The 13,542-nt window shown below is 68.9% G+C and carries 9 protein-coding genes; 1 reads left to right on the plus strand and 8 read right to left on the minus strand.

All coding sequences use genetic code 11. The features are described 5' to 3' along the window. Positions 1 to 330: 330 nt before the first annotated feature. On the plus strand, positions 331 to 2,082 hold the full coding sequence (locus AC3RCC_RS04055) for a metallophosphoesterase family protein (protein WP_492257675.1): 1,752 nt from the start codon (positions 331 to 333) through the stop codon (positions 2,080 to 2,082). Here AC3RCC_RS04055 and AC3RCC_RS04060 read toward each other — a convergent pair. The 8 genes from AC3RCC_RS04060 to AC3RCC_RS04095 all read right to left on the minus strand — a co-directional run bounded on the left by AC3RCC_RS04060 (position 2,072) and on the right by AC3RCC_RS04095 (position 13,525). After that, positions 2,072 to 3,133 (minus strand): AI-2E family transporter, encoded by a 1,062-nt coding sequence (locus tag AC3RCC_RS04060; RefSeq protein ID WP_492257676.1) that lies wholly within the window; start codon positions 3,131 to 3,133, stop codon positions 2,072 to 2,074. The two genes, AC3RCC_RS04055 and AC3RCC_RS04060, sit on opposite strands and share 11 nt — an antisense overlap. Before the next feature lie 64 nt (positions 3,134 to 3,197). Beyond that, complete coding sequence (locus AC3RCC_RS04065) at positions 3,198 to 4,265, minus strand: patatin-like phospholipase family protein (RefSeq protein WP_492257677.1); 1,068 nt, start codon at positions 4,263 to 4,265, stop codon at positions 3,198 to 3,200. 37 nt (positions 4,266 to 4,302) lie between these two features. Beyond that, entirely contained in the window at positions 4,303 to 6,039 is a 1,737-nt protein-coding gene (locus tag AC3RCC_RS04070; protein ID WP_492257678.1) for a hypothetical protein, read from the minus strand. Continuing rightward, positions 6,036 to 6,554, minus strand: coding sequence for a DUF1269 domain-containing protein (locus AC3RCC_RS04075; protein ID WP_492257679.1), 519 nt, complete (start codon positions 6,552 to 6,554; stop codon positions 6,036 to 6,038). The genes AC3RCC_RS04070 and AC3RCC_RS04075 overlap by 4 nt, the downstream gene beginning before the upstream one ends. Continuing rightward, positions 6,554 to 8,113 (minus strand): leucyl aminopeptidase, encoded by a 1,560-nt coding sequence (locus AC3RCC_RS04080; RefSeq protein ID WP_291638056.1) that lies wholly within the window; start codon positions 8,111 to 8,113, stop codon positions 6,554 to 6,556. The genes AC3RCC_RS04075 and AC3RCC_RS04080 overlap by 1 nt, the downstream gene beginning before the upstream one ends. 86 nt (positions 8,114 to 8,199) lie before the next feature. Then, the gene (locus AC3RCC_RS04085; RefSeq protein ID WP_492257680.1) at positions 8,200 to 9,342 is read right to left on the minus strand and encodes an efflux RND transporter periplasmic adaptor subunit; all 1,143 of its coding nucleotides are present in this window, start codon (positions 9,340 to 9,342) and stop codon (positions 8,200 to 8,202) included. Then, a complete protein-coding gene (locus AC3RCC_RS04090; RefSeq protein ID WP_492257681.1) occupies positions 9,339 to 12,422 on the minus strand; it encodes an efflux RND transporter permease subunit in 3,084 nt (1,027 codons plus the stop codon). The genes AC3RCC_RS04085 and AC3RCC_RS04090 overlap by 4 nt, the downstream gene beginning before the upstream one ends. After that, complete coding sequence (locus AC3RCC_RS04095) at positions 12,419 to 13,525, minus strand: efflux RND transporter periplasmic adaptor subunit (protein ID WP_492257682.1); 1,107 nt, start codon at positions 13,523 to 13,525, stop codon at positions 12,419 to 12,421. Before AC3RCC_RS04095 ends, AC3RCC_RS04090 begins: the two co-directional genes overlap by 4 nt. Positions 13,526 to 13,542: the final 17 nt, after the last annotated feature.

A 13,542-nucleotide genomic window follows, 5' to 3' on the forward strand; every position in this document is an offset into this window, starting at 1 on the left:
TTGCCATGTCGGGGGCGACGGCGTCCGACCGAAGGCATGTCGACGCTGCGTCAATCCGTGGTTCACGGGCCGGAATCGGCCTGATGATCCGCGGTCAAAGTACCGTTCGGTCATGCCATCGGCATCAGCCCCCTGTCTCAATCCTGTGCCCGGCGTCCCATTCTCGCCTTCTGCCGCCCGGACTGGCTGCCGGGAGGTGCAAGGCCGTGCGCGGGCGGCTATCCCTTGGCAAGGGCCGATCGGAACGACGGGTAGGCCGGGGGAGCGGACGATGCGGACCAGACAGCGAGGCACATCGGCAACAACCGATCGTGGGCGGAGCGTATGAGCATGGCACCGCTGATCGAGCCGCGCGCCGGCGACGCCGAGGATGATTTCAGCAGCACCAAGAAGCGGTCGCTGCTGGCGATCGCGGGCAGCCTGCTCGGCGAGATCAATCTGCCGAAGCTGGCGCTGGCCTGGGTCATCCTGGCACTGGTACCCGGGGTGCTGCTGGGGCTGGCGCCGCTGGTCGCGACCGCGTGGTTTGCCTCGGTCGCCGATCGGCTCTTCGCGCTCGCCGGCATCGGCTCGCTGCTGCTGCTGGCGCTGATCGCGGTGGCCGGCTGGTATGGCTTCAGGCCGCTCTTGCGTCTGGTCGAACGCAGCTTCTGGTCGCTGAACTCGCTCGCCGTGCAGCCGGTCTACGCATTGTGCCGCGAAGGGCTGCGCCATCTCGCCGAACGTTTCCTGACGGTCGGCGCGAGCGAGGACAAGCGGGCCGCCCTGCGCGCCGCGACCGCTATCGGCGCTGGCCTGCTCGCCAGTGCCGGCGCCGCCACCGTGGTGGGCCTGGTCTGGCCGGCGACGCGCTGGTCCGGCGAGTTCGCCGATCTCGTCCATCCCCTGCGTCTGCTCGTGCCGGCGCTCGCCAATACGGTCGCGGTCATGGCGGCCTATCTCGCGCTCGCCTCGCTCGCCTGGGGCCTGGCCGACGGGCTGATGGACCAGCCGCGCGATCTCGGCGGCTTCGACGAGGCTCCCGAGCAGGCGCGGCACTGGCGGGTGGTGCACCTGTCCGACATCCATATCGTCGGCGAGCGCTACGGCTTCCGGATCGAGAGCGGCCGCGCCGGGCCGCGCGGCAATGAGCGCCTGGGTCAGGTGCTCGACAGGCTGGACGAGATCCATGCCGCGGAGCCGCTCGACCTCCTGCTGATCACCGGTGACATGACGGATGCCGGGCGCTCGGCCGAATGGGCGGAATTCCTCGATCTGATGGCGCGCCATCCGGCGCTGGCGGAGCGCTGCCTGATCCTGCCCGGCAACCATGATCTCAACATCGTCGATCGGGCCAATCCGGCCCGGCTCGAACTGCCGACGAGCCCGGGCAAGCGTCTGCGCCAGATGCGGACGCTCTCGGCCATGGCGGCGATCCAGGGCGAGCGCGTCCAGGTGCTCGATCGCGAGCGGGCGGGGCTGGCGGGCACCCTGGCGGCGGCCCTGGAGCCGCATCGCGAGGCGATCGGCGTCTTCGCCGATGCCGGCACGCTGCGGCTATCGGCCGGGCTTTCCACGGTCTGGGCCGATGTCTTCCCGATGGTGCTGCCGCCCGCCGAGGAGGACGGGCTCGGCGTCATCCTGCTCAACTCCAATGCCGAGACGCATTTCTCCTTCACCAATGCGCTCGGCCTGGTGGCGGAGGAGGATCTGCAGGCGATGCTCGCCGTGCTGCGGCGCTTCCCGAAGGCGCGCTGGATCATCGGCCTGCACCATCACCCGGTCGAATACCCGCAGCCCGCCAAGGCCTTCTCGGAGCGGATCGGCACTGCGCTGATCAATGGCAGCCGCTTCGTGCGCCAACTCAAGCCGATGGCGCATCGGCTGGTGGCTATGCACGGGCATCGCCATGTCGACTGGATCGGGCGCTGCGGGCCGCTGAAGATCGTCTCGGCCCCGTCCCCGGTGATGGAGGCGACGGACGGCATGCCGACGGGCTTCTACATCCACACTCTGGCGGCCGCCGCCGATGGCGGGCTCGCCTTGCTCGCGCCGGAGCGGATCGAGATCGCGCCCCGGCCGCCGGCCGCTCTCAGTTCCTGAGGGCGGCGGCAGCTTCTTCCGGCACCGCGTCCTTCTCCGGCGATCCGAACAGCTCGGCGAGCCAGAGGCTCGAGGGATGCTGGGCGCAGAAGGTCAGGAAGGCGATGGTGATCGGCACGCCGATGAAGGCGCCGAAGACGCCCCAGAGATAGCTCCAGAAGAACACCGAGAACAGCACCATCGCCGGCGAGATCGAGAGCGCGCTGCCGGCGACGCGCGGCTCGATATAGCTGCCGACGGTGAACTGGATCAGGTTGAGGCAGGCGAAGACGCCGATCATCGCCTGCCAGGAGCCGAACTGCGTCATCGCGAACAGGGTCGGGAAGACCGTGGCGACGAGCGGGCCGAGGAAGGGGATGTAGTTCAGCAGGAAGGCGATGAAGCCCCATTCCTCGGCGAGCTGCAGACCGATGAGCTTGGCGAAGGCCCAGACCAGGACGCCGGTGATCAGGCTCATCCAGGTCCGAACCAGCATGTAGCGGCGGATCTTGCGGGCGGTCGCCATGGCGCCGCCGAGCAGGACCTGGCTGGTTTCGCGGTTGCGCATGCCGCTCAGCTTGCGTCCGAAATCGTCGACCTCGAGCAGGCCGAGGATCACATAGACCATCACGACAATCCAGAAGCTCATTGTGGTGTTGAGGCGCCCGGTGATCGTCTGGGCGGTGCGCAGCATCCAGGAGACGTTGAAGTTCTCCGACCACACGCCGGCGACCGCGATGCCATGGCCTTCGAGCCAGACCACGCCCTGGTCGTAGAACATCTGGAAACGCGCGGCGTCGTTGACGATCCAGCGGCCGACGCGGCCGAAGGCCCAGGCGATCAGCCAGCCGAAGGCGAAGAAGACGACGACCATGACGGCGATGCTGATCACAAGCGCCAGCATTCGCGGCAGCACGGATTGCAGGCGCTTCTGCAGCGGCCAGACCAGTGCGATGATGAAGAGCGCGAAGGCGACCGGGGCGAAGACCGAGCTCGCGATCGAGAGCGCGGCGACCGCCAGTATCGTGGCGATCAGGATCTGCGAACCGTGAAAGATCTTGCCGGTCGTCATCTCTTGTCCTGGTCAGGCTGGGCGTTGAGGCGGGAGGGCGGTTCCGTTGGCGAGGCGTGTCGTCTCAGACGCCGTCGGTCAGCTCGTCGAGATCGAGCGTCGAACTCTTGCCGATAGCATCGCGATGCTCGCGATAGAAGGCTTCGGCGGAACGCCGGCCTTCATTGTGGAGCATGGTCAGGAACTCCCATTCGGCGTTCAGCTTGGAGGAGTAGCCGAGCTCCGCCATGGCAGAACTGGTGATGCGGTGCAGGCGCATCCGGGCCCAGCGTGCGCTCTCGCCGGTCGCGGTCTGGGCGCTCTGGCGCAGCAGCGCCATCATCCGCAGCTCTTTCAGCAGCACGGCGTTGAACGAGACCTCGTTGAGCCGGTTCAGGATGTCGCGGGCCGTGCGCGGCGTGCCGGGACGCTCGACCGGGTTGATCTGGACCAGGATGGTGTCGAGCGCGTCGCTCTCCCTGATCAGCGGAGTCATGGTCGGATTGCCGGAATAGCCGCCGTCCCAATAGCTCTCGCCATCGATCTCGACGGCCTGGAACAGGGTCGGCAGGCAGGCCGAGGCGAGCAATACGTCGGGCGTGATCTCGGCATTGCGGAAGACCCGCCCCCGGCCGGTGCGGACATTGGTGGCGGTGATGAAGAGCTTGATCGGGCTTTTCGCGAGGCCGTCGAAATCGATGACCTCGGCGAGGATGTCGGTCAGCGGATTGGTGCCGGCCGGATTGAGGCTGTAGGGTGAAACCACCCTCGACATCATGTCCATGGCGACGAAGAGCGGCGAATTGTCGAGCGTCCAGCGGCCGAGCAGGATGTCGAGCGGGCTGCGCTGGAAGGGGCTGAAGCGCGCCGCCTCCGAGACCTTGCGCCAGAACAGGTCGAGCGCCTCGCGCGCGCCGGCCCGGCCTCCTCTGGCGAAGCCGGAAGCCAGCACCGCCGCATTCATGGCGCCGGCCGAGGTGCCCGAGATCGCCTCGATCTCGAGCCATTCCTCCTCGAGAATGCGGCAGAGCACGCCCCAGGTGAAGGCGCCATGTGCTCCGCCACCCTGGAGAGCGAGGTCGATGCGCAGCGAGGGGCGCTCCGCGGGCTTGCCGTTCTTGCCGGCGCGTAGCGGTGAAGGGGTGCTGGTCACGTCGTAGCCATCCTGATTGCGAGGCGTGCCGGGGACGTCATGCCGACTTCACCAGGCCGGAGAACCCGGCGACGGCGAGCAGGCTCAACGCCCAGCCGACCAGCGACTGGAAGTAGAAATAGGTGATCGCGACGCGCCCGCCCGGCTTGGAGGGGTTCGGCCGCCAGAAGGTTCTCTGGCCCATGTCGAGCACGGGCAGCAGCGTGTCGAGCGAATACATCCACGGGCTGAAGGCCGGATAGCTCGAGGCCTCCCAGCGTTCGCGGAAACAGGCGAGCTGGGTCTGGCCGGGGGCGGCCAGCCCCTGCGACTGGTTGCTGGCGAGGAGCGTGCGCTGCTCGCTGGTCTCGATGCCGCAGAGCGTCCATTCGGGGGCGCGCAGCACCACGGCGCTGTTCGGCATCACGGCGCCCTGTCGTTCGGCATAGGCGAAGATGCCGACGCCGAGGACCCAGAACAGCAGGAGCCAGACGAAGGCGAGCAGCGGCTGGCGGCCATAGGCCAGGGTCATGCCGAGAATGCCGTCGGTCGCGGTCAGGAGTGCGCGCAGGACCCGGTTTTTGGCGCGCTTGCGTCTTGCCTGGCGCTGCAGGCGCTCCTTGACGATGAGCACGGCGCGAGCGTCCTCGCCATGGCCCATTTCGCGGAAGACCGAGGCCAGTTGCTCATAGGGCTGCGGCCAGAAATCCTCGCCCCAGCGCTCGGGCTTCTGGCGCGCCAGCCAGTCGAGCCGGCTTGCGGCATCGACCGGTCCATCGATGAAGGCGCCGTAGCGGCAGCGGTTCAGCAGCAGGTCGCCGGGCCCCGGCCAGCATGCGGCTTCATCATGGATGGTGCCGATGGTGGCGCCGGTCAGGGCCAGCGTGCCGTTCACCTTGGCGCCCCGGCGCAGGAAGAAGGCGCCCTTGATCACGCTGCGTGCCAATTCGAGCGCAATGCCGCCGGGCACGCCGAGGACCGCACCGGATGCGTCGACATCGCCGCCGATCTGTGCGGCGCTGAGGCGTGCTTCGCCTTCGAGCCGAGCGCTGCGGAGCACGACGCTGCCGCGAATTTCGGCCTCGCTGGCCTCGATCGCCGTCCCTTCATCACGGGTGATCGCGGCGCCGGCGCAGTCGAGATCGGCCGTCAGGACCGCGCCGGAGAGATTGATCCCGCCGCGCATCGTCGTGCCGCGGGCAAGGACATTGCGGACTTCGAGGCTCGGCGCGAGCAGGGCATAGCCGTCGGAGACGCGCAGGGTCGCGCCATCGCATTCGAGATTGCCGCCGAGGCGCGCCTGGACGAGATTGACCTCGCCGCCGATCTCGGCGCCACGCAGATAGATGCCGCCGCGCGCTTCCAGACGCTCGGCCTGCAGGCCGGGCAGCTGCGAGCCGTCGAGGAACAGCCGGTTGATGATCGCCGCCCTCAGGACCGGCGTTTCCTCGAAATGACAGTCGTTCAGGCCGATGTCGCGGAAGACGCGGCAGGCCTCGAGATCGAGAATGCCGCTGATCCAGGCGCCGCTGATCCGGACGCCCTTCTCATGCGGCCGGCAGCCTTCCTCGCCGCCCAGCATGAGGAAGCGCAGGAAACCGGCGCGGACGACCCGCGCCGGATCGGGCTCGGGCGGGCGCGAGCCGTCGCCCAGCCGGTCGAAATTGCCGGAAAGCAGCTTGGCGACGACTTCCTCCTCCGCCGGGAGGAGTGGCCGGAAGTCGTCGAGGCGCGCGGTCGGATTGGCCCATTGGGCCAGTTCGCCTCCCGCTCCGGCGCCCCATTCCAGCGTCATGGGGTGGCGGGCGCGGCCGTCTCGGTCGCGGCATGCGCGGACAGCGCCTCGCGCAGCGCCGCTTCCTTGGTCTCGTCGAAGGAGGTGCGCATCAGCGTGCCGCCGACGCCCTTGAGATCGGCGAGGACCTTGTCGGTGGTCATCTTGCGGATCAGGAGGAAGAGCCCGGCCGAGTTCGGCTGCAGCGCGCCGGCGGCATCCTTCATGAACTGGTCGTTGATGCCGACATCGCTGAGCCTGCCGCCGAGCGCGCCCGAGGCGGCGCCGATCGCGGTGCCGAGCAGGGGCGCCAGGAAAATGAAGCCGATCAGCGTGCCCCAGAGCGCGCCCGAAGCGGCGCCCGCGGTGGTGAGGTTGAGCATCTGGTTGAGCTTGACCTGGCCCTTTTCGTCCTTGGTGACGACGACGGCGTCGCCGAGCTCGATCAGATATTCGCGCTGGAGGGAAAGGACCTTCTGGCGGACCTCCTCGGCCTTCTGCTCGGAGGGGAAGGCGATGAAGACGAGATCGCTCATCAGTGCAGCTCCATGTTTGCACGGGGGGGTCGACCCTGCGCCGCCACTCCGGCGGCGCGGCCAATGAGAAATTCGGCCAGCAGCGGGACGGGGCGACCGGTGGAAGCCTTGGCGGCGCCCGCGGTCGAGGCGGTGCCCGCAATGTCGAGATGCGCCCAGGGATAGGCCCTGGCGAAGCGGGAGAGGAAACAGGCTGCGGTGATCGCGCCCGCCGCGCGTCCGCCGAGACTGCCGGCGTCGGGCAGACTGCCGCCGGGCTGGCCGAAATAATCGTCCCAGAGCGGAAGCTGCCAGGCGCGATCGCCGGACATGCCTCCGCAGTGCAGCAGTTCGGCGGCCAGGGTCTCGTCATTGGCGAACAGGCCGCTCGCATGCGAACCCAGCGCCGCGACGCAGGCCTCGGTCAGGGTGGCGACGTCGATCACGCAGGCCGGCTTGAAGCGCTCGGCATAGGTCAGCACGTCACAGAGCAGCAGCCGGCCTTCGGTGTCATCGGACCCCATCTCGATGGTCTGGCCGGACATCGAAGTCACCACGTCGCCGGGTCTGCCGCCATGGCCGCCGGGCATGTTCTCGGCCGCGGCGATCAGGCCGACGACGTCGAGCGGCAGACCAAGCCGGGCGACCGTGCGCAGCGCGCCGAGCACGCTGCCGGCACCGCTCATGCTGAACCGCCTATCCGGGGCCTCGGCGCCCGGCGGCGGGGAGAGGTGGGTGGGACCAGCGCTCATGCCCTTGCCGACGAGCACGATCGGCTTGCGTGAGGCCTTGCGGCCCTGGGGCTGCATCACGATGAGCTTGCAGGGATTGGCGGCGCCCGTGCCGGCCTGGAGGAAGGCTCCCATTCCGAGGGCTTCGAGGGCCTGGCGCTCCAGCACCTCGACCGCGAAGCCGAATTCTTCGCCCATGTCGCGGGCGGTCCTGGCCAGGAAGTCCGGGGTGCAGACATCGCTCGGCAGGTTGCCGAGCTCCTTTGCCAGGGTGACGCCTTCGGCGACGGCGATGCCTTGCCGCAGGGCCAGGACGAGTTCCAGGGTCAGGGTCTGCGGGAGGAGCAGCATGATGCTGCGCATCGGCCGGCTCCGCGTCTTTCGAGCCTGAGCCGAGGCCGGAGGGAAGAAATTGTAGCTGCCAGAGGCGAGGTGCTGGCCGGCCTGCCGGACGCGCCAGCTCAGCGAGCGTCCGGGCACTTCATTCTCGGCCAGCGTCACAACGGCTTCCGAAATGGCGCCCTCGGCGATGACTTTCGCCGTCGCGGCCAGAGCCCGCCAATAGGCGCTGTCGGAAAAGGCCTCACGCTGGCCGAGGCTGACCAGCAGCGTCCGGGGCGCGGGCGAGCCTGGCAGATGATGCAGCAGCACGGTGGCGCCGGGCATCTCGGCGAGCTCGCCATGCGCCATGATCTGGGAGAGCCGGCCTGCGGTGCTGGCATCGAGGCGAGCGGCGGAGCCGCTCACCGGTCCGGTGCTGAACAGGCCGATGACGAGCAGCTCGGTCCGGAGCCTTTCGGCATCGCCGACCACCGGCATGATCTCCAGAGAATGTCTCCAGGAAGGCATCGTCGCATCGCTTGGTTGAGGAGAATTCTGCCGGATGGCGGGCGGAATACAGCTCTCCACGAGCCGCGGAGCGAAGGACGCTCCGCTTATGAGGGGGGCAGGGTCGGGCGGCCCTCCTGGCTTCCAACCGCGGCGGTACGGTCAGGAGCCGTCGGCAACTGGCGGATGCGCTGTCCCGGCAGCAGCGCCTGGATCCCGCCGCTGACCACGATCTCGCCGGGGGTGAGGCCCTGCGAGACGATGACCTGGTTCGGATCGAAGCGCATCACGTCGATGTTGCGCAGGGAGACGGTCGATTTTGCGGGATCGACGACCCAGACCGCCGGCGAGGAGCCCTGCTGGGTCAAGGCGCTCGCCGGAACGGCGATGATCGCGGCAGTCGCGGTCTCGACGGTGCCGACGACGGTCGATCCGAGCCGCATCGCCTCCGGTGGATCGCTCAGCCCGACCCGGATGGCGAAGGTGCGCGTGACGGGGTCGGCCTGCGGCGCGATCTCGCGGACGCGGCCGAGCGCGGTGACACCGGGAGCATCGGCGAGAGCGACGCGGACCATGGTCTCGCCCGACTTCTTCTCGAGCAGGCTGGCGGGAATGTTGAAGACGGCGTCGCGGCCGTCATCGCGGGCGAGCTGGGCGATGACCTGGCCGGGCTGAACGACCTCGCCGGGCTCGACATTGCGGGCGGTCACCGTGCCGGCGACGGAGGCCCGCAGCTCGGTGAAACCGAGCCGGTCCTGCGCCAGTTCGAGCTGGGCCTCGGCATTTTCGAGCTGGGCCTGGGCCGCCTCCTGCGCCTTGAGCGCCTGGTCGAAGCGCGGCCGGGTGGTGAAGCCCTGGGCCATCAGCCGTTCCTGGCGCTCGAAAGTGCTGCGCGCGGTGCTGACCTCGCCCCTGGCCGCCTCCAGCGCCGCCTTGGCCGCAGTCAAGGCGTTGCGCTCCAGCGTCGGGTCGAGGCGGGCGACGAGCTGCCCGGCGGCGACGCGATCGCCGATATTGACCGGCCGTTCGGTGACGCGGCCGCCGATGCGGAAGGCGAGGCCGACATTCTTCTCGGCCTGGATCTCGCCGCTGAGCTGGATTTCGTTGGCGAGCTTGCCGGCCTCGACGGTGACGACGCGGACGAAGCGCCCTTCCGCCGGCGCGGCCGGCTCGTTCTGGCAGGCGGCCAGTGCGAGCAGCAGGAGCGCTGCGGCCGCGGGACGAAGGCGAAATGCCGAAGGATGAGTCATGGCGCAGCAGCTCCCGCGACAGCCTTGGCACCGGGCTCGGCCGCCTTGGGCGCGGCGGAGCCACGGGCGAAGACGGTGACATAGAGGACCGGCAGCAGGATCAGGGTCAGCACGGTCGCGACCAGCAGCCCGCCCATGATGGCGAAGGCCATCGGTCCCCAGAACACCGTCGGCGCGATCGGGATCATGCCCAGCACCGTGGAGACGGCGGTCAGCATGATCGGCCGGAAGCGGGTCGAGGCTGCATCGAGCGCCGCATCAGTGATGCTCTTGCCGCTCTCGCGCTCGCTCTCGATCTGGCCGATCAGGATGACTGCGTTCTTGGTGATGATGCCGATCAGCGCGAGGATGCCGAGCAGGGCGACGAAGCCGAGCGGCATGCGCGAGAGCAGCAGGGCGCTGACCACGCCGATCATGCCGAGAGGCGCGATGCTGAGCACGATCGCCAGCAGGCGGAAGCTGCGGAGCTGCAGCATCAGCACCGTGAACATGATCAGCAGCATCACCGGCACGACCGCGATGACCGAAGCCTGCGAGATCGCGCTTTCCTCGACCGTGCCGCCGAGCGCGATGCCGTAGCCGGCGGGCAGGGTCTTGCGCAGCTCCTCGATGCCGGAGGCGAGCCCGCTGACGACGGTTTCGGGCAGGACGCCCGGCTTGACGTCGGCGGCGACCGTCAGGGTCGGGATGCGATCGCGCCGCCAGATCAGCGGCGAATCGAGCCCGTAGCTGAAGGTCGCGAACTGCGAGAGCGGTACCTGCCGCCCGCTCGGCAGCGCGACCTGCATGGTACGCAGCGTGTCGAGCGAGAGGCGGTCGGCGTCCTGGGCCCGCACGACCACGTCGACGAGATAGATGCCGTCGCGGATCTGGGTCACCACCGTGCCGGAGACGACCGCGTTGACGATGCTCGCCAGGGCCTGCGAGCTCAGGCCGAGCCGACGGGCCTCGTCCTGGTCGACCCGCAGGCGCAGCTCGCGCATGGGCTCGATCCAGTTGAAGTTGACCATCTCGGTCTTCGGATCGGCGGCGATGACCTGCCCGACCTTCATCGCGATATTGCGAACTTCGGCGAGGTCCGGGCCGCTGACACGGTACTGCACCGGCCAGCCGACGGGGGGGCCGAGCTCGAGCGGATAGACGCGCGAGACGACGTTCGGGAAGTCCTTGGCGAGCAGCGCCTCCAGCTTCTTATGCAGGCGTTCGCGTGCGGCGATGTCCTTGGCGACGACGACGGCCTGGCTGAAGAATTCGTTCGGCAGCTGGGCGTTGAGCGGCAGGTAGAAGCGGATCGCGCCACGCCCGACATAGGTGCTCCAGCGCTCCACATCGGGATCGCCCTTGAGCGCGGCGTCGAGCCGGTGCGCGATGGTCTCGCTGGCATAGATCGAGGCGTTCTGCGGCGCGGTGAGATCGACCAGAAGCTCGGGCCGGTCCGAAGCGGGGAAAAACTGGCGCGGTACCAGAGCCAGCGCCAGGATCGAGGCGACGAAGAGCCCGATGGTGACGGCGATGGTGAGCCAGCGCAGGCGGATCGCTCCTGTGAGCAGGCTGCGGAAGCCGCGTTCGACGCGGCCGGGCCCCGAGGCCGCGGCCTTCGGTGCCTTCAGCATGGCGAGGCCGAGCACCGGGGCGAAGACGACCGCGATGAAGAATGAGACGATGAGTGCGATCGTCACCACCGCGAAGAGCGAGAAGGTGTACTCGCCGGCCGAGCTCGCGGCGAAGCCGATCGGCACGAAGCCGGCGATCGTGACGAGCGTGCCCGCCGCCATGGCGGTGGCGTAGCGCTCGAAGGCGAAGGTCGCCGCCTTCGCTTTGTCCTCGCCGGCCGCGAGCCGTGTCACCATCGCGTCGGTCGTCGTCATGGCGTCGTCGACGAGGAGTGCCAGCGCGATGATCAGCGCGCCCAGCGAGATGCGCTGCATGTCGATGCCGATGATCAGCATGCAGGCGAAGACGACGGCGAGCGTCAGCGGAATCGAGAGCGCGACGACGAGGCCCGGCCTGACGCCGAGGCTGATGAAGCTGACGACGAGGATGATCGCGATCGACTGCCAGAGCGACGTCATGAAGTCGTGGATGGCCTCGTCGACCGTGACGGCCTGATCTGCGACCAGATGCGGCTCGATGCCGTGCGGCAGGTCGGCGGTGATCTTCGCCATCGCCGTCTTGATGTTGGCGCCCAGCGCCAGGATGTCGCCGCCCTCGCGCATGGCGATGCCCAGGCCGATCGCCTCCTGGCCGTTGACGCGGAACATCGGCTGCGGCGGGTCGGCATGGCCGCGGCGTACGGTCGCGATGTCGGCGAGGCGGACCATGCGGTCGCCGACCGGGAAATTGACCTGGAGCAGGTCGGCCTCGGACTGGAAGGCCCCCGAGACGCGCAGCGAAATGCGCTCCTCCGGCGTCTGGATCATGCCCGAGGGACGCACGATGTTCTGGGCCTGCAGCGCGGCCAGGAGCGCGCCGCGGTCGACGCCGAGATTGGCGAGCTCGCGCACCGAGAACTCGACGAAGATGCGCTCGTCCTGCGCGCCGATGATCTCGATCTTGGAGACGTCTGGCACCAAGAGCAGCCGCGAGCGCGCCGCCTCGACATGGTCTCGCAATTCACGACCGGTGAAGCCGTCGGCCGTGAAGCCGTAGATGATGCCGAAAGTGTCGCCGAAACGGTCGTTGAAGACCGGGCCGAGCGTGCCGGCCGGCAGGGTATGGCGCATGTCGGCGACGAGATTGCGCACACGGTACCAGGTGTCCTGCACCTCGTGACCGGGCACGGACTGCTTCAGGTTGACGAAAATCGTGGTGACGCCCGGCGTGGTGTAGCTGCGGACGTTGTCGAGCCCGGGGGTCTCCTCGATCTGCCGTTCCAGGCGCTCGGTCACCTGGCTCAGCATGTCTTCCATCGTCGCGCCGGGCCAGGCTGCCGAGACGACCATGGACTTGATGACGAAGGACGGGTCCTCGTTACGGCCGAGGCGGATGAAGGCGAAGATGCCGGCCAGCACCGAGACGATCATGAGGTAGATCACGACCGAGCGGTTCTTGAGCGCCCATTCCGAGAGGTTGAAGCTCATCGCGATTCCGTCCCGGCCAGCCGCACCTGCTGGCCTTCCTTCAACTGGCTCACCCCGGCGGTGACGACGATGTCCCCGAGTGCGAGGCCCTTGCCGATCAGTGCCGTGGCAGGGTCGGCGCTGATCACTTCAAGCTTGCGCAGCGACACGGTGAACTTGGTGGGGTCGACCACCCAGACGCCCGAATCCTGCCCTTGCCGCGCCAGCGCCGTGGCCGGAATGGCGATGGCCGAGGTCTCGGCGCTGCGGATCGCGCCCGAAACCGCCGTGCCCAGCCGGAAGGATTGCGGCGGTTCGGCAAGGCCGACCCTGACCCTGAAGGTCCGCGTCACCGGATCGGCCTGGGGCGCGACCTCGCGGACGCGGCCGGTGGCGGTCACGGCCGGATCGCCGGCGAGCGCGATATGGACGCGCGCATCGGGCGGCAGCGCGCGCACGACATCCGCCGGCACCTCGAAGACGGCATCGCGTCCCTCGCGCCGGGCGAGCTGGACGATCATGCGGGCGGGAGCGACGACCTCGCCGGGCTCCGCGCCGATGCGGGTGACCACACCCGGCGCATCGGCCTTCAGGCTGGTGAAGCCGACGATGTCCTGTGCCGAGCGGACGCGTGCCTGGGCCGCGTCGACCTGGGCCCGGGCGGCGGTGCGGCCCTGCTCCGCCGCCTCGAAATCGGCGCGGGTGGTGACGTTGCGCTCGAGCAGATGGCTCTGGCGTTCGAACTGGTTCTCGGCCTTGCGCAGCAGGCCCTGGGCCGCGGTGAGGGCGGCGCGGGCCGAGCGCAGTTCGTTGAGCTCGTTCTCCGGATCGAGCCGGGCGACGATCTCGCCCTCGCGCACGGTCGCGCCGACGCCGACGCTCCGCTCGGCCAGTCGCCCGCCGATCCGGAAGGACAGGGCGGCTTGGTCCTGCGCCTCGATATGCCCGGTGAAACTGATGTCACGGATCTCGCGTGGCGCCTCGACCGTGATCGTGCGCACGGTCCGGACCGGCGGTGTCGGGGCGGCCTCCTCGCTCCGGCAGCCGGCGACGGCGAGCGCGATGGCAGCGAGCGCCGCACCTTGCAGCGAGCGGGCCGTGCGGAACCTGTCGGGCTTGCCCATGCTAACCACCCGTGTGC

This window comes from Allobosea sp. GW823-FHT01F03 (assembly GCF_058798075.1).